Source organism: Amycolatopsis sp. NPDC101161, from assembly GCF_044768185.1.
In the GTDB taxonomy this organism is placed as follows: Bacteria; Actinomycetota; Actinomycetes; order Mycobacteriales; family Pseudonocardiaceae; genus Amycolatopsis.
The window spans coordinates 242,593-264,865 of sequence record NZ_JBIWPI010000005.1 but is presented as its reverse complement, the minus strand read 5'-3'; the positions used below and the strand labels follow the sequence as shown (position 1 = coordinate 264,865).

At 73.8% G+C, this 22,273-nt stretch carries 3 protein-coding genes; all 3 read right to left on the bottom strand.

Annotated elements, in window-relative coordinates; genetic code table 11:
- Positions 1-6 precede the first annotated feature (6 nt).
- Positions 7-5,286 (bottom strand): type I polyketide synthase, encoded by a 5,280-nt coding sequence (locus tag ACIRSS_RS34795; RefSeq protein WP_400902542.1) that lies wholly within the window; start codon positions 5,284-5,286, stop codon positions 7-9.
- A complete protein-coding gene (locus ACIRSS_RS34790) occupies positions 5,283-20,996 on the bottom strand; it encodes an SDR family NAD(P)-dependent oxidoreductase (protein ID WP_400902540.1) in 15,714 nt (5,237 codons plus the stop codon). Before ACIRSS_RS34790 ends, ACIRSS_RS34795 begins: the two co-directional genes overlap by 4 nt.
- A gap of 105 nt (positions 20,997-21,101) precedes the next feature.
- Positions 21,102-22,259, bottom strand: a complete 1,158-nt coding sequence (locus ACIRSS_RS34785) for a cytochrome P450 (RefSeq protein WP_400902538.1) — start codon at positions 22,257-22,259, stop codon at positions 21,102-21,104.
- Between the last annotated feature and the right edge of the window lie 14 nt (positions 22,260-22,273).

The window sequence follows — 22,273 nt, the reverse complement described above, 5'->3', positions numbered from 1 at the left end:
GGAAACCTACCCCTGGGACTCCAGCTCTTCGTCCAGCATCGCGAACAGCTCGTCCGCGCCCGCCTCCTCGAGTTCGCGGTCCGCCGGGGAGAACGTCGCCACCAGCTCGCGCAGCCGGCCCACGATCGCCGCGCGCGCGGCCGCGTCCAGTGAGCGCAGCTCGGCCTCCAGGTCCGTCAACCGGACCTCGACCGCCGATGGCGGGTCGGCCAGGTCCGCGCCCAGGAACTCCGCCAGCGCCGAGGCCGACGGGTGGTCGAAGATCAACGTCGCCGGCAGGCGCCGGCCCGTCACCGATTCCAGGCGGTTGCGCAGCTCGATCGCCGTCAAGGAGTCGAAGCCCAGTTCGATGAAGCCCTTGCGCGGGTCGACCGCGTCCCGGCGTTCGTGGCCCAGGACCACCGCTGCCGTGCCGCACACCAGGTCCAGCACCGCACGACCGCGCTCCGCCGCCGGCAACGCCACGATCCGGGCCCACGAGTCGTCCGAAGCCTCCACGCGGCGACGACCGCCGCGCACCAAGCCCCGCAGCATCGCCGGGACGCTGTGCGCGTCCGCCCGCAGGCCGGACATGTCCAGCCGGACCGGCACCAGCGCCGGCTCCGACGTCCCGAAAGTCGCGTCGAACAACGAAAGCCCGTCGTCGAACGACAGGCCGAACACGCCCGAACGCGCCATCCGGATCAGGTCCGTCTCCGCCAGCTCGCCCGACATGCCGCCCTCGGACCACAGGCCCCACGCCAGCGACACCGCGTGCCGCCCGGTGGCCGCCCGGTGGTGGGCCAGCGCGTCCAGGAAGACGTTCGCCGCCGAGTAGTTCGCCTGTCCCGCCGCGCCGAGCGTGCCGCCCGCCGACGAGTACAGGACGAACGGGATGTCCAGCGAAGCGGTCAGCGAGTGCAGGTTCCACGCCGCGTCCACCTTCGGCCGCAGCACCGCGTCCATCCGCTCCGGCGTCAGCGCCAGCAGGACGCCGTCGTCGACGACACCCGCGGTGTGCACCACCGCCGCCAGCTCGACCCCCGCGAGCAGCTCCGCCGCCGCTTCGCGGTCGGCGAGATCGCACGCCACCAGGGAAACCTCGGCTCCCAGGGAAGTCAGCGACGAGACCAGCTCGCCGGCCCCCGGCGCCGCGGCCCCGCGACGGCTCGTCAGCAGCAGGTGCTTGACGCCGTGCTCGGTCACCAGGTGCCGGGCGATCAGCTGGCCCAGTACACCGGTGCCGCCGGTGACCAGCACCGTTCCGTCGGGATCCAGCGCAACCGGAACCGGAGAAGGTACGTACTTCGCCAGCCGGTGCACCAGCACCGCGCCGTCGCGCACCGCGACCCCCGGCTCGTCGGCGTACATCGCGCCGAGCACCGCGTCCAGGGGCAGCTCGCCGCCATCGACGTCGACGACCATGAACCGGTCGGGGTACTCCAGCTGCGCCGTCCGGATCACGCCCCAGAGCGCGGCGTGCGTCAGGTCCTCGACACCCTCGTCCGGCCGCGTCCCGATCGCCCGGCGCGCCACGACGACCAGCCGCGACGACGCCAAGGACTCCTCGGCGACCCAGGCCTGGGCCAGCGCCAGCAACCGGTGCGTCGCCTCGCGCGCCGCCACCGGCGATGCCGTCGCAGGCGCCACGAACGGCGCGAACACCACGTCCGGCCGCACGCCGTCGGCCACCAGCGCGGGAAGGTCCACATAGGACTTACCCGGCAAGTCGAAACCAGTACCGAGCACCGCGGACGAGACGCCCGAAACGGCGTCGCCCGCGTACGGCTGCCACTCGACGCGGAAGAGCGAGTCGTCCACCGCCGACCGCGTGGCGCGGAACGCGTCCGCCGCGATCGGCCGCAGCGACAGCGATTCGACGCTGAGCACCGGCGCGCCGGCGGTGTCCGTCGCGGTCAGCGAAACGGTGTTCTCGACGTCCGAAGCGAGCACGACCCGCAGGTCCGACGCGCCGGCGGCGTGCAGCGACACACCCGACCACGCGAACGGCAGCACCGGCTTGTCCTCGGTCGGCCCGGCGAGGCCGATCGTGTGCAGCGCCGCGTCGAGCAGCGCGGGGTGCAGGCCGAACGCCGAAGCGTCGGTGCCCTCGGGCAGCGCCACCTCGGCGGCGAGCCGGTCGCCCACCTGCCACACGCGCCGTAGCCCGGCGAACACCGGGCCGTAGTCGAAGCCCTGCGCGGCCAGCTCGTCGTAGCGGGCGGTCACGTCGATCTCGGTCGCCCCGGCGGGCGGCCACTCCGGCACCGCCACCGGAGTGCCGGAAGCGGCAGACAACCGGCCGCTGCCGTGCTGCACCCACTCGGAAGCGTCCTCGGCCTGCGAATAGATCGCGAGCGAGCGCTGCTCCGATTCGAGCGCACCGACGACGACCTGCAGCCGGACGGCACCTTCCGCGGGCACGATCAGCGGCGCGGCCAGGGTCAGCTCGTCGAGCCGCCCGCAGCCGACCTCGTCCCCGGCGCGGATCGCCAGCTCGACGAACGCCGTGCCGGGGAACAGCATCGAGCCCTGCACGACGTGGTCGGCGAGCCACGGCTGGGTCCGCGCGGACAGCCGGCCGGTCAGCACGGCACCGCCCGAGTCGGCCGCGACGACGACGGCACCCAGCAGCGGGTGTTCGGCGTCGCGCTGCCCGACCTCGGCGACGCCGCGGACGCGGGCGCCGGTCGGGTTCTCCAGCCAGTAGCGCTTGCGCTGGAACGCATACGTCGGCAGCTCCACCTGCGCACCGCCCGCGTAGAACGCCGAGAAGTCCACAGTGGCCCCCGCGACGAACAGCGAAGCCACCGCGACAGCCGCCGACTCGCCTTCGGGCCGGTCCTTGCGCAGCACCGGGACGAACGCCGCCGGGTCGTCCGCGCCCAGGCACGTCTGGCCCATCGCGGTCAGCACCGCCGACGGGCCGACCTCGACGAACGTCGTGACGCCCGCGTCGAGCAGCGTGCGGATCCCGTCGGCGAACCGGACGGCGTCGCGCACCTGGCTCACCCAGTACTCCGGGGAGGTCAGGTCGGCATCGGGCGAAACCGTCGACACGATCGGGATCGACGGCTCGGCATAAGTCAGGTTCCGGGCGATGAACGCGAAGTCCGCCAGCATCGGCTCCATCAGCGCCGAGTGGAACGCGTGCGACACCTTCAGCCGCGAAGTCTTCTCGAACTTCGAAGCGACCGCGAGGACCGCGTCCTCGTCCCCGGACAGCACCACCGACGCCGGGCCGTTGACGGCGGCGATCGACACGCCGTCGGTCAGCAGCGGCAGGACGTCCGCCTCGGCCGCCGCCACGGCGACCATCGCGCCTCCGGCCGGCAGCGCCTGCATCAACCGCGCCCGGGCCGTCACCAGCGTGCACGCGTCTTCGAGTGAGAGCACCCCGGCGACGTGCGCCGCGGCCAGCTCGCCGATCGAGTGCCCGAGCAGGTAGTCCGGCGTGACGCCCCACGACTCGATCAGCCGGAACACCGCGACCTCGACGGCGAACAACGCCGGCTGCGTGTACCCGGTCTCGTCGGAGCCCAGCACGGTCCGCAGCGACACGTCGAGGTGCTTGTCCAGCTCGGCGGCGACGACGTCGAAGGCCTCGGCGAACGCGGGGTACGCCGCCGCCAGTTCCAGGCCCATCCCGGCGCGCTGCGCGCCCTGGCCGGTGAACAGGAACGCCGTCCGGCCAGGGGAAGCCACGCCCTCGACGACACCCGCCGGCGTCCGGCCGGCCGCGTACTCGGTCAGCGCGCGGATCGCGGCGGCCCGGTCGGCGGCCACGACCCCGGCGCGGTGCTCGGCCGGCGTCCGCGTGGTCGCCAGCGAGAACCCGACGTCCACAGTGGACGCTTCACCGACGGACGAAGCGAGTTTGCCCGCCTGCGCCCGCAGGGCCTCCGGGTCATTGGCGGACAGCAGCCAAGTCACCGGTCCGTCGTCCGAAGAACGCGCCACCGGGTCGCCCTGCTCGACGATCACGTGCGCGTTGGTCCCGCTGATCCCGAACGACGACACGCCGGCGCGGCGCGGCCGCCCGGTCTCCGGCCACGGCTTCGGCTCGCTGAGCAGCGAAACCGTGTCCGTCCATTCGACGTGCGGCGAGGGCTCGTCGGCGTGCAGGGTGCGCGGGAGGACGCCGCGCCGCAGTGCCTCCACCATCTTGATCACGCCACCGACGCCGGCGGCCGCCTGCGTGTGGCCGACGTTCGACTTGAACGACCCGACGTGCAGCGGCCGGTCGGCCGTGGCCGCCTTGCCGTAGGTGGCGATCAGCGCCTGCGCCTCGATCGGGTCACCGAGCTTGGTGCCGGTGCCGTGCGCCTCGACAGCGTCCACATCGGACAGCTTCAGCCCGGCGTCGGCCAGCGCCGCGCGGATCACCCGCTGCTGCGCGGGTCCGTTCGGGACGGTGATGCCGCTGGACGCGCCGTCGGAGTTCACCGCACTCCCCCGCAGCACGGCCAGGACGTGGTGGCCGTTGCGACGCGCGTCGGAAAGCCTTTCCAGCAATAGCATTCCGGCACCTTCGGAGCAGCCGACGCCGTCGGCTCCGCTGCCGAAGGCCTTGCACCGGCCGTCCGGGGACAGCCCCTGCTGCTCGCTGAAGTAGACGAACATGTCCGGCGTCACCATCACCGTGACGCCGCCGGCCAGCGCCAGCGAGCACTCGCCGCGGCGCAGCGCCTGGGCCGCCCAGTGCAGGGCGACCAGCGACGACGAGCACGCCGTGTCCACCGACACCGACGGGCCTTCCAGCCCGAGGGTGTAGGAGATGCGGCCGGAGATGAGGCTGCCGTCGCTGCTGCCCGCGCCGTAGTCGTGGTACATCACGCCGGCGAAGACGCCGGTCTTGCTGCCCCGCAACGTCGACGGCACGATCCCGGCGCGTTCCACGGCCTCCCACGCGGTTTCCAGCACGATCCGCTGCTGCGGGTCGAGCGTGCGGGCCTCCCGCGGGGAGATGCCGAAGAACTCCGGCTCGAAGTCGGCGGCGTCGTAGAGGAAGCCACCTTCCTTCGAGTACGTCGTGCCGGGCCGGCCGGCGGGGTCGAAGAGCGCCGCGGTGTCCCAGCCGCGGTCCTCGGGGAACTCGCCGACGGCGTCGGTGCCGCCGGCGACGAGGTCCCAGAGCTGCGACGGCGTGGTCACCCCGCCGGGGTACCGGCAGCCCATCCCGATGATGGCGATCGGCTCGCTCATCGCCGCGGTGAGCTTCTGGTTGTCCGCCTTGAGCCGCTCGTTGTCCATCATGGACTGGCGCAGCGCGGCGACGATCTGCTCGGTGGACGGCGCCTGAGTCACTGGGAGTCCCCTCCGTCGGTCTGGGTGCCCGCCATCGCGGACTTGACCAGGTCGGCCAGGTCCATCCCGGCGATGGCGGCCACTTCGTCGGTTCCGTTGGCCTCGGCCACCTCTTCGACCGGCTCGCCGAGCTCGGGCAGCAGATCGCCGAGGAGGAACCGGGTCAGCGGCAGCGGGCTCGGGTAGTCGAAGATCAGCGTCGCCGGCAGGCGCAGCCCGCAGGCGGCCCCGAGCCGGTTGCGCAGTTCGAGCGCGGCCAGGGAGTCGATGCCCAGGTCGGTGAAGCCCTTCTCGACGCCGACCGCCGAAGCGTCGTCGTAGCCGAGGACGGCCGCCGCGTGCTCGCAGACCAGCTGCAGCAGCGCGGTTTCCCGCTCGTCGGCCGACATCCCGGTCAGCTTGTCCGCGAAGCCCGCCTCGGGCGCCGCGGTCACCGGACCCGCCGCGGCGGCCCGCCGTGGGGTGGCCGTGACCAGGCCCCGCAGGAGCGGCGCGATCCGGTCGGCCTCCCGCAGGTCGGCCAGCTTCACCGGCACCAGCGTCGGCTCACCGGCCGCCAGGGCGGCGTCGAAGAGCGCGAGACCGTCGGCGACGGCCAGCTCCGCGAGCCCGTACCGGGCGACGTGCGTCAGGTCGACGGCGTCGCCGCTGCCCTCCCACGGCCCCCAGGCCAGCGACGTCGCCGGGAGGCCCAGCGCCGTGCGGTGCTCGGCCAGCGCGTCCAGGAAGACGTTGCCCGCCGCGTAGTTCGCCTGCCCGGCGGCGAGCAGCAGGCCGCCCGCCGAGGAGTAGAGGACGAACGCCTTCAGGTCCAGCGACGCGGTCAGCTCGTGCAGGTGCCAGGCCGCGTCCACCTTGGGCCGCAGCACGTTCTCGACCTGCGCAGGAGTGAGCGCGGTCAGCACCGCGCTGTCCATCTGCCCGGCAGCATGCACGACAGCGGTCAGATCGGGCAGCGACTCGATCAGCCGAGCCAGGTCGTCCCGGTCGGTGACGTCGCAGGCCGCGACGGTCACCGAAGCACCCAGCTCCTCGACCAGCTCGCGAGCCCCCTGTGCATCGAGACCGCGCCGGCTGGTCAGGACCAGCTTCCGCGCCCCTCGGGCGACGAGGTGCCGGGCCAGGTGGCCGCCGAGCAGGCCGGCGCCACCGGTGATGAGCACCGTGCCGTCCGCATCCCACTCGACCGGGTCGCCGACCGTCGTGACCTTCGCCAGCCGTGGCACGCGGACTTCGCCGACCCGGACGAGCGCTTCCGGCTCACCGGAGGCGACCACCGCGGGCAGGGCCCGCAGCGACTGGGGCAGGTCGTCAACGTCGACCACCTGGACCCGGCCGGGGTTCTCCGCCTGCGCGGCCCGGACCAGGCCCCAGACCGGCGCCTGAGCGAGGTCCGGGTCGTCGGCCACGGCGTTGCGCGTGACGACCAGGAGCTTGCCGTCGGAAGAGCCGTCGAGCCAAGCCTGCAGTTGCTTCAGCGTGGCCTGGACAGTCGCGTGGACCCGGGTGGGCACGTCTCCGTCGGCGGAGACGACCGGCAGGACCAGCACGTCGGCGGCCACCGGCTCGTCGTGCGTCGGGACGCCGAGGCCGAGGTCGTCGGTGCCGAGCACGGCCCAGCCCTCGAGGGATTTGACCAGGCGGACACCCGCCGCGGGCTGCCAGTCGATGCGGTAGAGCGAGTCGGGCACCTTGGCACCCAGCTGGCCTTCCGACACCGGCCGCGTCACCAGCGACTCGATCCACGCGACCGGTGTGCCGGCCGCGTCGGCGAGGGCCAGTGAAGCGTCCTTGCCTTCCTTGCGGACCCGCACCCGCAGCGTCGTAGCTCCGGAAGCGTGCAGCGAAACCTGGTTCCAGGCGAACGGGATCGTCGTCTCGGTCAGCGCCTTCGGGCCGCCCGGGACGAGGAAGTCCGTGGCGCCCAGCGCCGAGTCGAGCAGCCCCGGGTGCAGGCCGAACTCACTCGCCGCGGTGCCCTCGGGCAGCGCCACTTCGGCGAACACCTCACCCTCGCGCAGCCACACCGCGCGCAGGTTCCGGAACACCGGGCCGTAGCCGAAGCCGAGCCCGGCCAGGTCGTCGTAGAGCCCGGTGAGGTCGACGGCTTCGGCGCCCTCGGGCGGCCACGCCGTCAGGTCGAACTCCGCCGGTTGTGCACCCGTGGCGAGCGTGCCCGCCGCGTGCTGCGTCCACCCGCTCTCGGCGCGGGAGTGCACCGACAGCTCGCGCCGGCCGTCCGCGCCGGGAGCGCCGACGACGACGCGGAGGTCGACGCCGCCCTCCTCGGGCAGCAGCAGCGGAGCCTGCTGGGTCAGCTCCTCCAGGAGGTCGCAGCCGACCTGGTCGGCGGCGTGCAGGGCCAGCTCGACGTAGGCCGTGCCCGGCAGCATCGTCCGTCCGAGCACCACGTGGTCGGCCAGCCAGGTCTGCTTGTCGACCGCGAGCCGGCCGGTGAGCACCGCGCCGCCGTCGGGCAGCTCCACCAGCGCGCCCAGCAGCGGGTGCGCGGCGGACTTGGCGCCCAGTGAACCGACGTCGCCGGCCGGCTTCGTCGCGTTGAGCCAGTACTCCTTGTTCTGGAACGCGTAGGTCGGCAAGTCCACAGTGGACGCACCGCGGCCGGCGAACAGGGCCCGCCAGTCGATCTTCGCGCCCCGCGAGTACACCGTGGCCAGCGCGGTGAACAGCGTCTGCACCTCGTCGCGGCCCCGGCGCAGCGCGGGCACGCCCACGACGCGGTCGGGCCGGTCGGCGACCGACGTGTCGCACTCGCGGGCCATGCCGGTCAGGACCGCGTCCGGGCCCAGCTCGACGAACCGGGTGACGCCGGCCGAGAGCAGCGTGCCGACGCCGTCGGCGAAGCGCACGGCGTCGCGGACGTGGTTCACCCAGTACTCGGGCGAGCAGAGCTGCTCGGCGGTGGCGATCCGGCCGGTCACGTTGGAGACGACCGGGATGCCCGGGGCCGAGTACGTCAGCTTCTCCGCCACCACGGCGAAGTCGGCCAGCATCGGCTCCATCAGCGCGGAGTGGAAGGCGTGCGAGACGACCAGCTGCTTCACGCGCCGGCCGGCCTCCTTGAAGACCGCCATCGCGGCCTTCACCGCGTCCTCGGGACCGGAGACGACCACCGACCGCGGGCCGTTGATCGCGGCGACGTCCACCCCGGCCGGGAGTGCGGCGCGCACCTCGTCCTCGGTGGCCGCGATCGCCGCCATCGCACCGCCCGAAGGCAGCGCCTGCATCAGCCGGCCGCGAGCGGCGACCAGGGCGCAGGCATCGGCCAGCGAGAGGACCCCGGCGACGTGCGCCGCGGCCAGCTCGCCGATCGAGTGCCCGGCGACGTAGTCCGGCGTGAGGCCCCACGACTCGACCAGGCGGTAGAGCGCGACCTCGATCGCGAACAGGGCGCACTGCGTGTACGCCGTCTTGTTCAGCAGCGGACTGCCGTCCCAGATGACGTCCTTGAGCGGGACCTCGGTGTCGAACAGCCCGCACGCCTCGTCGAACGCGCCGGCGAAGACCGGGAAGGCCTCGTACAGCTCGCGACCCATGCCCGGCTGCTGCGCGCCCTGGCCGGTGAAGAGGAACGCGGTCAGGTCGGCCGCGCTGGTCGTGCCGGTGACCGTGCCCGCCGGGGTCCCGCCGCCGGCGAGCCCGTCGAGGGCCTTCAAGGCCGCGTCGCGGTTCGCCGCCAAGACCACCGAGCGGTGGTCGAGCGCGGCCCGGCCGGTGGCGAGCGAGTAGCCGACGTCGGTCAGGTCCAGTTCCGGGTTGGCCCGCAGGTGCGCGGCGACCCGGGCGGCCTGGTCGGCGAGCGCCGCGGCCGTGGTCCCGGCGATCGGCAGCGGAACCGACGCCAGCGGCGGCGCGGTCCGGCGCGGACGCTCCACAGTGGACGGCGGCGCTTCTTCGATGATGATGTGCGCGTTCGTCCCGCTGATACCGAAGGACGAGACACCCGCGCGGCGCGGGCGGCCGTTCGGCAGCCACGGCCGGGCCTCGCTCAGCAGCTCGATGTCGCCGGTGGTCCAGTCGACGACCGGGGACGGCGCGTCGATGTGCAGCGACTTCGGCAGCATGTTGTGCCGCATGGCCTGGACGACCTTGATCACGCCCGCCGCGCCGCCCGAAGCCTGCGCGTGGCCGATGTTGGACTTCACCGAGCCCAGGTACAGCGGCTGCCCGTCCGGCCGGTCCTGGCCGTAGGTGGCCAGCAGCGCCTGCGCCTCGATCGGGTCACCCAGCTTCGTGCCCGAACCGTGCGCCTCGACGGCGTCCACTTCGGACGGCTTGAGGCCGCCGGCCGCGAGGGCCGCGTGGATCACGCGTTCCTGCGACGGCCCGTTCGGCGCGGTGAGGCCGTTGGACGCGCCATCCTGGTTGACGGCGCTGGAGCGGACCACCGCCAGGACTTCGTGACCGTTGCGCTGGGCGTCGGACAGGCGCTCCAGCAGGAGCAGGCCCGCGCCTTCCGCCCAGCCGACACCGTCGGACGCGGCCGAGAAGGACTTCGACCGGCCGTTGGGCGAAAGCACGCCCTGGCGGCTGGAGTCGACGAAGAGATCCGGCTGCGAGAGCAGCGTGACGCCGCCCGCGAGGGCCAGCCCGCACTCCCCCGCTCGCAGCGCCTGCACCGCGAGGTGCAACGTGACCAGCGAGGACGAGCACGCGGTGTCGACCGTCATGCACGGGCCTTCCAGCCCCAGCAGGTAGGAGATGCGGCCGGAGACGACCGCGCCCGAGCTGCCGTTGGGGATGTAGGCGGCGACGTCGAGGGGCGCGCCGGGGACGCGGCTGCCGTAGTCGTCGTACATCGCGCCGGTGAAGACGCCGGTCATGCTGCCGCGCAGCGCGGTCGGGTTGATGCCGGCCCGCTCGATGGCCTCCCACGCCGTCTCCAGCAGGAGCCGCTGCTGCGGGTCCATGGCCAGCGCCTCGCGCGGGCCGATGCCGAAGAACGCCGGGTCGAACAAGGTGCCTTCGTGGAGGAAGCCGCCTTCCCGGGCGTAGGTCTTGCCCCGCTTGCCGCGCTCGGGGTCGTAGATGCTGTCGATGTCCCAGCCGCGGTTGGTCGGGAACTCCGACACGGCGTCGACCTCGTCGACGAGCAGCTGCCAGAGGTCCTCCGGCGACCGGACGCCACCGGGGTACCGGCAGGCCATGCCGACGATCGCGATCGGCTCCTGCATCGACGCGTTCGTCCGGGTCGTCGTGGCCGGCACCTTGGCGACCGCGCCGAGCAGCTTGCCCTTGACGAAGTCCGCCACCGCCTTGGCGGTCGGGTGGTCGAAGATCAGCGTCGCGGGCAGGGTCAGGCCGGTCGCGCTGCCGAGCAGGTTGCGCAGCTCCACCGCGGCGAGCGAGTCGAAGCCGAGCTCCTTGAACGCCCGCGCACCATCCACTTCGGACTTGTCGGCGTAGCCGAGCACGGTGGCCACCTGCGTGCGGACGATGTCCAGCAGCACGCGGTCGCGCTCGTTGTCGGCCAACGCGGCCAGCTCCGCGGCCAGTGCGTTGTCGGCCGCCTTCGCCGCCTTGGCGGTCCGACGGGCCTTCGGCGGGACGAACCCGCGCAGCAACGCGGGCAGGTCGTCGGTGCGGGCCCGCAGCGCCGCGACGTCGACCCGCAGCGGGGCGATCACGGCGTCGGCGGTGGCGGTCGCCGCGTCGAACAGCGCGAGCCCCTGCTCCGCGGTGACCGCGGGCAGGCCGAGCCGCGCCATCCGGGCGAGGTCGGCCTCGGCCAGTTCGCCGCCGAGGCCGGTGTTCTCGGCCCACAGCCCCCACGCGAGCGCCGTCGCCGGCTGACCGGCGGCCTGGCGGTGCGCGGCGAGACCGTCGAGGAACGCGTTGGCGGCGGCGTAGTTCGCCTGGCCCGCGGGCAGCACCTGGCCGCCGGCGGAGGAGAACAAGACGAACGCGGCCAGGTCATGCGTCAGTTCGTGCAGGTGCCAGGCGGCGTCGACCTTGGCCCGCAGGACCGCGTCGAGCCGGTCGGCCGTCAGCGAGTCGAAGACGCCGCTGTCGGCGGTCCCGGCCGCGTGCACCACGGCGGTGAGGTCGTCGATCGCGCCGAGGACGTTCTCGACCTGGGCGCGCTCGGTGACGTCGCACGCGGCGACCCGCACCCGGGCCCCGAGGTCGGTCAGGTCCTCGACCAGCTGCCCGGCGCCCGGCGCGCCGAGCCCGCGGCGGCTGGTGAGCACCAGGGACGTGACGCCGTGCTCGGCCACCAGGTAGCGGGCCAGCAGGCTGCCGAGCCCGCCGGTGCCCCCGGTCATCAGCACGGTCCCGCTCCCCCAGGGTCGTGAGTGAGAAACAGGGTTAGAACCCTGTTTCTCACTCACGAGAGTTTTGGCGTAGCGAGGCACGAGCGTAGCCCCCGCGCGGACCGCGGCTTCGGGTTCGCCGGAGGCGATGACCGCCGCCAGCGTCTCGGCCGTGGTGGCCGCATCGGCGTCGACGACGAACACCCGGCCCGGGTGCTCGGCCTGCGCACCGCGCGCCAGGCCCCACAGCAGGCCCTGCGTCACGTCCACAGTGGACTCTCCGGCGGGGACCGCGTCCTGCGTCACGACCGCCAGCTTCGTGGCCGCGAACCGGGCGTCGCCCAGCCAGGCCTGCAGCTCGGCGAGCAGCCAAGCGGCGTTCGCCCGCGCCGTCTCCGGGACGTCGCCGGTGCGCTCGGGCACGCTCAGCGTGAGCACGCCCGGCACCGGCTCGCCGCGGTCGACGGCGCCGAAGAGGTCAGCGAACCCGGCGTAGGTGGCGGCCACCCCGACCCGGCCGCGGCCCACGGCCACGACCTCGGCGTCGGACTGCGGCACGGACACCGGCTGCCAGGCGATCTTCAGCAGCGAGCCGTCCACCTCACCGGCCGCCGCGGTCAGCTCCCGGCGGACCGGCCGCGAGACCAGCGAGTCGATCGTCGCGACCGGACGGCCTTCGCTGTCGGCCACCTCGATGGCCGACACCTCGTCGCCGTTCAGCCGTTCGATCCGCACCCGCAGCACCGAAGCGCCGGCGGCGTGCAGCGTGACGCCGTTCCAGACGAACGGCAGCAGCGTCGCGCCGTCCGGGTCGCCGAGGAGGTCGGCGTGCATCGCGATGTCGAGCAACGCCGGGTGCAGGCCGTACCGGCTCGCCGTCGACGCCGCCGGTTCCGGCAGCGCGACCTCGGCGAACACCTCGGTGCCGCGCTTCCAGGCGGCCGTGAGCCCCTGGAAGGACGGGCCGTAGCCGTACCCGCGCTCCTCGAGCCGGTCGTACGCACCCTCGACCACGATGGGGGTCGCCCCGGCGGGCGGCCATTCGGTGAGCCCGGCGGGCTCGGGCCGCGGCGCCGCGGACAGCGTGCCGATCGCGTGCTGGGTCCACTCGTCGCCGTCGGCCGGCCGCGAGAAGACGGTGATCGGGCGCCGGTCGCCGTCGGCGGGGCCGACCACGACCTGCAGCGCCACGGCGCCGTCCGGCGGCAGGACGAGCGGCGCCTGCAGCGTCAGCTCTTCGACCGTCGAGTGCCCCACCTGGTCGCCGGCCGCGATGGCGAGCTCGACGAACCCGGTGCCGGGCACCAGGATCGCGCCCTTGACGACGTGGTCGGCCACCCACGGCACCGACCCGGCGGACAGCCGGCCGGTGAGCACCGTGGTGTCCGAACCGGACAGCGGCACGACCGCGCCGAGCATCGGGTGCGGCAGCGGCTGCTGGCCGACCGCCGTCACGTCGCCGGACGGGGTCGCGTCGAGCCAGTAGCGCTTGTGCTGGAAGGCGTACGTCGGCAGGTCGAGCCGGATCGGGCCGTCGCCGAGCACCTTGCCCAGGCCGGCGGCACCACGGGCGTACAGGCGGCCGAGCGCGGTCAGCGCGGTGCGCACCTCGTCCCGGTCGCGGCGCCCGATGGGCACGAACGCGGCGTCCGGGTCGATCTGGCGGCCCAGCGCGGTCAGCACGCTGTCCGGGCCCAGCTCGAGGAACGTCCGCACGCCGTCGGCGGCGAGCGCCGTCACCGCGTCGGCGAAGCGGACGGCTTCGCGGACGTGGGTGACCCAGTACTCCGGCGAAGTCAGGTCCGCGTCCGGCGAGACCGTCGAGACGATCGGGATCTTCGGCTCGTGGAACGTCAGCCCGGCGGCGACCTCACGGAACTCGTCGAGCATCGGGGCCATCAGCGGCGAGTGGAACGCGTGGCTGACGCGCAGCCGGCGCGTCCGGACGTCGGTGGCGCGCTCGATGCGGGTCACGACGTCGGCGGTACCGGAGATGACGACCGACGCGGGACCGTTGACGGCGGCGATGCTGACGTCGTCCTCGTACCCGCGGATCAGCTCCCGCGCGGCTTCTTCGGTGGTGGCGAGGGAAACCATCGCCCCCGGCGGCGTGCTCAGGGCACCCATCAAGCGGCCACGCGCCGCGACCAGTTTCGCCGCGTCGGCGAGCGAGAGCACCCCGGCGACGTGCGCCGCGGCCAGCTCGCCGATCGAGTGGCCGGCGAGCGCGTCGGGCACGATCCCCCACGACTCGGCGAGCCGGAACAGCGCGACCTCGACCGCGAACAACGCGGTCTGGGTGTACTGCGTCTGGTCCAGGAGGCCGCGGTCGGCGAGCGCGGTCGTGCCGAAGACGACGTCGCGCAGCGGCACGTCGAGCAGCGGGTCGATCGCGGCGCAGACGGCGTCGAAGGCGTCGGCGAAGACGGGGTAGGCCGCCGACAGCTCGGCTCCCATCCCCACCTGCTGCGCGCCCTGCCCGGAGAACAGGAACGCGAGCTTGCCCTCGGTGACGGGCTCGCTGCTCTGCTCGCCGGCGGCCAGCGCGTCGAGGCCGGCGGCCAGCTCCGCCGCGGTCCCGGCGACCACCACGGCCCGCTGCTCCAGCGCGGCGCGGGTCGAGACGAGCGACCGCGCCAGCTCGGCGACGGGGACGTCCTCGTGGTCGGCGAGGTATTCGCGCAGGCGGGCGGCCTGGCCGCGCACGGCGGCCGCGGACCGGCCGGACAGCGCGACCGGGACGACGGCTTCCGGCTGCGGTTCGGCGGGCTGGTTGATCTCCGCGTCGGCCGGAGCCTGTTCGATGATCACGTGGGCGTTGGTACCGCTGATGCCGAACGACGAGATCGCGGCGCGGCGCGGGTGGCCGTTGGGTGACCAGTCCTGCGCCTCGGTCAGCAGGCGCACCGCACCCGTGTCCCAGTCGACCACAGTGGACGGACGGTCGACGTGCAGGGTCCGCGGCAGCTGCTCGTTGCGCAGCGCCATGACCATCTTGATGATGCCGGCGACGCCGGCCGCGGCCTGCGTGTGGCCGATGTTGGACTTGATCGAACCGAGCCACAGCGGCTGGTCCTCGGCGCGGTCCTGCCCGTAGGTCGCGAGCAGTGCCTGCGCCTCGATCGGGTCGCCCAGCGTGGTGCCGGTGCCGTGGCCCTCGACAGCGTCCACTTCGGACGGTGCGAGACCCGCGTCGGCCAGGGCCTTCGCGATCACGCGCTGCTGCGAGGGACCGTTGGGGGCGGTGAGGCCGTTGGACGCGCCGTCGTGGTTGACCGCGGAGCCCTTGAGCAGCGCGAGCACCGGGTGGCCGTTGCGCTGGGCGTCCGACAGCCGCTCGACGAGCAGCATGCCCGCGCCCTCGCCCCAGCCGGTGCCGTCGGCGGCGTCGGCGAACGAGCGGCAGCGGCCGTCGGCGGACAAGCCGCGCTGGCGGCTGAAGTCGACGAACGTGTCCGGAGTGGACATCACCGTGACACCGCCGGCCAGGGCGAGCGTGCACTCGCCGCGGCGCAGGGCCTGAACCGCCCAGTGCAGGGCGACCAGCGACGACGAGCACGCCGTGTCGACGGTGACCGTCGGGCCCTCCAGGCCGAGCGCGTAGGACACGCGGCCGGAGACGACGCTGGCGAGGCTGCCGTTGCCGAGGTAGCCCGCGATGTCGTCGGACACCGTGCCGAGGCGGGTGCCCCAGTCGTGGTACATGACGCCGGCGAACACGCCGGTCGCGCTGCCGCGCAGCGAAACCGGGTCGATGCCGGCCCGCTCGAACGCCTCCCAGGACACTTCCAGCAGCAGCCGCTGCTGCGGGTCCATGGCGGCCGCTTCGCGCGGGCTGATCTCGAAGAAGTCGGCGTCGAACTCGGCGGCGTCGTGCAGGAACGCGCCGTGCTTGACGTAGGAGTGGCCGGGCTTGCCGGGCTCGGGGTCGTAGAGGGCGTCGACGTTCCAGCCGCGGTCGGCCGGGAACGGCGTCAGCGCCTCTTCCCCACCGGCGACGAGCCGCCACAGGTCCTCCGGCGTCGCGACGCCGCCGGGGTAGCGGCAGGCGATGCCGACGATCGCGATCGGCTCCTCCGGGTCGGCCGTGGTCACCGGCGCGATCGGCTTGACCGGGGCCAGGCCGCCGAGCCGCGTGACGAGGTACTCGGCCAGCGCGCGCGGGGTCGGGTGGTCGAACACCAGCGTGGCGGGCAGCCGCATGCCGGTGACGGAGTCGAGGATGTTGCGCAGCTCGACCGCGGCGAGGGAGTCGAAGCCGATCTCGCCGAACGGGCGTGCCGGGCTGATCGCGCTCGGGCCGTCGTGGCCGAGCACGGCCGCGACGTGCGTGCGGACCAGGTCGAGCACCGCGCGGTCGCGGTCGGCCTCCGACAGCGAGGCGAACCGCTCGGCGAACTGCCGTTCGGGCGTGAGTTCACCCGCGGTCGCGGCGATGCGACGCCGATGAGCGGGGACGAAGCCGCGCAGCAGCGCCGGGACGTCGTCGCGGGCGCCCAGGGCGGCGCGGTCGACGCGGGTCGGCACGACGGTGGCCGTTCCCGAGGCGATGGCGACGTCCAGCGCGGCCAGGCTTTCGGCCGCGGTCAGCGGGGCGAGGCCCAGCCGCCCGATCCGGCTCAAGTCCTTTTCGGACAGTCCGGCGCTCATGCCGAGCGCGGTGCCGCCGTCGGTCCACAGGCCCCAGGCCAGCGACGTCGCGGGCAGGCCCTGCTCGCGGCGGTGCTCGGCGAGGGCGTCGAGGAAGGTGTTGGCGGCCGCGTAGTTGGCCTGGCCCGCGCCGTCGACCAGCCCGGCCGAGGAGGAGAAGAGGACGAACGCGGCCAGGTCCGAGGTCAGCTCGTGCAGCGCCCAGGCCGCGTCGACCTTGGGCGCGAGGACGGTGTCGAGGCGCTCTTCGGTGAGCGAGCCGATCAGGGCGTCGTCGAGCACGCCGGCGGTGTGGACGACCGCGGTCAGCGGCTGCTCGATCTTCTTCAGCGCGGCCGAGAGCGACCGCTTCTTGGTGACGTCGCAGGCGATGACCTGCACCGTCGCGCTCTCCGACAGCTCGGCGACCAGCTCGGCCGCGCCGGGGGCGTCGGTCCCGCGGCGGCTGAGCAGCACGAGGTTGCGGACGCCGTGGGTGGTGACGAGGTGGCGCGCGACCTGCGCGCCGAGGCCGCCGGTGCCGCCGGTGATGAGCACGGTGCCGTCCGGCTGCCAGGCCGGCGCGTCGGTGGCCAGGCGGACGAGCCGCGGGGCCAGCACGCGGTCGCCGTCGACGCGCAGCTCCGGCTCGCCGGACGCGAGCGCGGTGGCCAGCGTCGTGGCCGTGGTTTCGCCCTCGATCAGGACGATCCGGCCCGGCTGCTCGGCCTGCGCCGAGCGCACCAGCCCGCGCACGACGGAGTCGGCCAGCGTGCCGCGCGTCTGCAGCACGAGCTTGGCCGAAGTGTCCTCGGCGAGGAATGGCTGGAGGATCTCCAGGACGAGGTGAGCGGTCTGGCGGGCGGCGGCCGGAACCCGTCCGCGTTCGCCCGGCACGCTGACGAGCCGCACCTCACCCGGATCCGCGTCCGAAGCCGCGACCGGCGTCCATTCGACCGTGTGCAGCAGGTCCTGGGCCCGCGGGCCCAGGTCGGCGCCGCTGACCGGGCGGGAGCGGAACGACTCCACCGACAGCACGGGCGCGCCCGCCGCGTCGGTGACGTCGATGGAGACGCCACCAGTGGCCGGCGAGGTGATCCGCACCCGGACCTCGGCCGCGCCGGAGGCGTGCAGCCGCACGCCGGTCCAGGCGAAGGGCAGCCGGATCTCGCCGGCTTCCCGGGCCTCGCCCGGGGCGAAGTCGGTGGCGTGCAGGACGGCGTCGAGCAGCGCCGGGTGGATGCCGAAGGAGTCGTCCCGCTCCGGCAGCGCGACCTCGGCGTACACGACGTCATCGCGCTTCCACGCGGTGCGCAGGCCGCGGAACAGCGGGCCGTAGCCGTAACCCTGCGCCGCCAGCTCGTCGTACAGCTCGCCGGTGGCGACGAGCTCGGCGCCGGACGGTGGCCACTCGGTCAGCGGGGCGGGCTCGGCGGCCGCCGCCTCGGCCAGCACGCCGACGGCGTGGCGGGTCCAGGCGACGTCCTGCTCGGCGCGCGAGTAGAACTCGATGGTGCGGCGGCCGTCCTCGACCGGGCCGACCACGGCCTGCACCTCGACGCCCCGGCCGTCCGGGACGGCCAGGGGTGCCTGCAGGGTCAGCTCGTCGACGACGTCGCAGCCCGCGCGCTCGGCGGCGTGCAGGGCCATCTCGACGAACGCGGTGCCGGGCAGCAGGGCCGTGCCGGCGATCGCGTGGTCCGCGAGCCACGGGTGCGAGCGCAGGCCGATGCGGCCGGTCAGGACCAGGCCGTCGTGGTCGGCCAGGCCGATCTCGGCGGCCAGCAGCGGGTGGCCGGAGGCGAGCTGGCCGAAGTCGGCCGCGTCGCCGCGGCCGGGCGCGGTGAGCCAGTAGTGCTTGCGCTGGAAGGCGTACGTCGGCAGGTCGACCGCGTTGGCCGGGCCGAAGAACGCGGTCCAGTCGACCGGGACGCCGCGGGTGTGCAGCCGGCCGAGCGCGCCGGCCAGGGCCGGGACCTCGGCGTGGCCGCGGCGCTGCGCGGGCACGAACGAGATGTCCGAACCGTGCGGGCCGGTGGCGGCCAGCGCCGCGAGGACGGCGTCCGGGCCGACCTCGATCGCGGTGGTGACGCCGGCCGCGGCGAGCGCGGCGACGCCGTCGGCGAACCGCACCGCCCGCCGGACGTGGTAGAGCCAGTAGCCGGGCGAGCACAGCTCTTCGGGCGTCGCCTGGCGGCCGGTGACGTTCGAGATCACCGGGATCGACGGCGGCGAGAACTCGACGACCTCCAGGACCTCCCGGAACTCGGCGAGCATCGGCTCCATCAGCGGCGAGTGGAACGCGTGCGACACGCGCAGCTCGCTCGTCTTGCGGCCCTGCGCGCGGAAGGCCTCGACGACGGCGTCGACCTCGGCGCGCTCGCCGGACACGACGACCGACGTGGGTCCGTTGATCGCGGCGAGGCTGACGCCGTCGGTGAGCAGCGGGCCGACCTCGTCCTCGGTCGCGGCGATCGCGACCATCGAGCCACCCTCAGGGAGAGCCTGCATGAGCCGGCCGCGTGCGGCGACGACCAGGCAGGCGTCTTCCAGGGACCAGACGCCGGCGATGTGCGCGGCGGCCAGCTCGCCGATCGAGTGCCCGAGCAGGACGGCCGGCTTGACGCCCCACGACTCCAGCAGCCGCGCGAGCGCGACCTCGATCGCGAACAGCGTGCACTGCGCGTACTGGGTGCCGTTCAGCTCCTCGGCGTCGTCGCCGAAGAGGACGTCGCGCAGCGGGCGGTCCATCTGGACGTCGAGGTGGTCGAGGGCCTCGTCGAAGACCTCGGCGAAGATCGGGTACGCGAGGTACAGCTCCTTGCCCATGGCGAGCCGCTGCGAACCCTGGCCGGTGAACAGCATCGCGAGCTTGCCCGGCGTGCGGGTCCCGGTGACGACGGACGCGTCCGGCTCACCCGCGGCGAGCGCGCGCAGGCCGCGGACGGCGTCTTCGGTGCTCTCGGCGACGACGACGGCACGGTGGTCGTGCGCGGCGCGGGTGCCGGCCAGCGAGAAGCCGACCTCGGTCAGGTCCGCGCCCTCCACAGTGGACACGAGCTTGCCCGCCTGGGCCCGCAGGGCTTCCTCACTGCGTGCGGAGACGACCAGCGGCACGACCGGCAACGGCTCGGTGGTGCCCGGCTCGTCGGCGGTCGCGGGCGCCTGCTCGATGATGACGTGGGCGTTGGTGCCGCTGACGCCGAACGACGACACCCCGGCGCGGCGCGGCCGCTCGACCGCCGGCCACTCGCGGGCCTCGGTGAGCAGCTCGACCGCGCCCGCGGTCCAGTCGACGTGCGGGGTCGGCGCGTCGACGTGCAGGGTCTTGGGCAGCCGGCCGCGGCGGATCGCCTCGACCATCTTGATCACGCCGGCCACGCCGGCCGCGGCCTGCGTGTGGCCGATGTTGGACTTGATCGAGCCGAGCAGCAGCGGCGTCTCGCGGTCCTGGCCGTAAGCGGCGAGCAGGGCCTGCGCCTCGATCGGGTCGCCGAGCCGGGTGCCGGTGCCGTGCGCCTCGACGGCGTCCACTTCGGACGCTTCGAGCCGGGCGTCGGCGAGCGCGCGGTGGATCACGCGCTGCTGCGACGGGCCGTTGGGCGCGGTCAGGCCGTTGGACGCGCCGTCGGAGTTGATGGCGGTGCCGCGGACGACGGCGAGCACGGCGTGGCCGTTCGCGACCGCGTCGGACAGCCGCTCCAGGACCAGGACGCCGACACCTTCGGCGAAGCCGGTGCCGTCGGCGGCCGCAGCGAACGCCTTGCAGCGGCCGTCTTCGGCGAGGCCGCGCTGGCGGCTGAACGCGGTGAACGTGCCGGGCCCGCCCATGACGGCGACGCCGCCGGCGAGCGCGAGCTGCGTTTCGCCGCGGCGCAGGGCCTGCACGGCGAGGTGGAGGGCGACGAGCGAGCCGGAGCACGCGGTGTCGACGGTCAGCGTCGGGCCTTCGAGGCCGAGCGCGTAGGCGACGCGGCCCGAGACGACGCTGGGCGCGTTTCCGGTGAGCAGGTAACCGTCGAGGCCGTCGGGGGCTTCGTGCAGGCGCGGGCCGTACTCCTGGGCCTCGGCGCCGATGAAGACGCCGGCGGGCGTGCCGCGCAGCGTCGTCGGGTCGATCTTGGCGCGCTCCAGGGCTTCCCACGCCGTCTCGAGGACCAGGCGCTGCTGCGGGTCCATCGCGGACGCCTCGCGCGGGGCGATGCCGAAGAAGCCCGCGTCGAACTCGCCCGCGTCGGGCAGGAAGCCACCGGAGGTGACGTAGCTGCTGCCCGGGCGGTCGGGGTCCGGGTCGTAGAGGCCGTCGAGGTCCCAGCCGCGGTCGGTCGGGAACCCGGTGATGGTGTGCACCTCTTGATCGACCAGCCGCCAGAGGTCTTCTGGCGACGCCGTCCCGCCCGGGTACCGGCAGCCGATGCCGACGATCGCGACCGGCTCGTCGTGGTCGCCCGCCGCCGGGAGTCCACTGTGGACGACCTCGGCCCCGAACACCGCCGCGTGCAGGAAGCGCGCGACGGCGGCCGGGGTCGGGTGGTCGAAGGCCAGGGTGACCGGCAGGTCGAGCCCGGTGGCGTCGGTGAGCCGCGCGTGCAGCTCCACCGCCGCCAGCGAGTCGAACCCGTGGTCGGAGAACGCCTTTTCCGGGTCGAGCACCGCCGGGACGTCCGGGCGCGCCGCCAGCAGCGCGGCCCGGGTGGCGTCGTGGACGACGTCGGCCAGGAATGCCGCGCGGTCACCGGCGGGCAGTTCGGTCAGCCGCTCCGCGAACCCGGACGCCCGATTCGATTCGGTCTCAAACTCACGCATTCCGCACTCCACCGCTGTAGCAAGCCAGCACAAGGTCGTCTTTTCGATCGTAGGTCGGCGCGCACCGCGGCCGGATCCCCTGAAAACCGTTCTAGGGGCGGGAAATCACCAGGCGATGCGCAGGAGCGACGGCCCCCGCACGATCACGCCGTACTCCCACTTCACGCCCTCGCGGCCGTCCGCGAACCGCAGGTCCGGGAACCGCGCCAGGATCGCCTTCAGCGCTTCCTGCAGCTCCAGCCGCGCCAGCTGCGCGCCGATGCAGTGGTGCGGGCCGTGCCCGAAGGCCACGTGCGGGTTCGGCTTGCGCGTCAGGTCGATGCGGTCGGGGTCGGCGAAGACCTCCGGGTCGCGGTTGGCCGCGTGCAGCGCCGGCAGCACCGGGTCACCCGCGCGCACCACGACGTCGCCGAAGCGGATGTCCTCGGTCGCGTACCGGGCGAACATCGCCGCCGTGTTGATCGGCACGTACCGCAGCAGCTCTTCGATCGCCGTCGGCATGATGTCCGGGTTCGCCCGCAGCTGATCCAGCAGCTCCGGCTGCGTCAGCAGCGTGAAGACGAAGCTGGGCAACGCCGTCGACACCGTCTCGACGCCGCCGGTGAGCAAGCCCGCGCCGGCGATCGAGATCAGCTCGTTCTCGGTCAGCTTGTCGCCGGCGTCGCGGGCGTAGACCAGCGCGCCGAGCAGGTCGTCGGTCGGCTCCTCGCGGCGCTGGGCCACCAGCCCGGCGACGTAGTTGTCGAGCTGGTCGCCGTAGACGTCCAGCACGTCACCCTTGGCTGTCGCGTCGCTGACCAGCGCCTGGGTCCACTCGCGGAAGATCTTGTGGTCCTCCTGCGGCACGCCGAGCAGGTCGCAGATCACGGTGACCGGCAGCGGCCGAGCAAGTTCTTCGACGAGGTCGGCGCTGTCGCCGTGGGCCTGCATGTCGTCGAGCAGGCGGTTGACCAGGTCCTTCACGCCGTCGCGCATCTGCTCCAGCCGTCGCGCGGTGAACGCCTTGCCCACCAGGCGGCGCAGCCGGGAGTGGTCCGGCGGGTCCATCCCCATGATGCCGTCGCCCATCTGCTGACGGCGCATCCGCGGCTGGTCGAGGCCCTGCGCGAGCTCCCGGCTGAACCGCGGGTCGGTCGTCACCAGCTTGACGTCGGCGTACTTCGTCGCGAGCCAGGCCGGTTCGCCGAAGGGCATCTGCACCCGGCTCATCGGCTCTTCGCGCTGCAGGACGTGGTACTGCTCGGAAACGGAGATCTCGTGCATGTCGAACGGATACG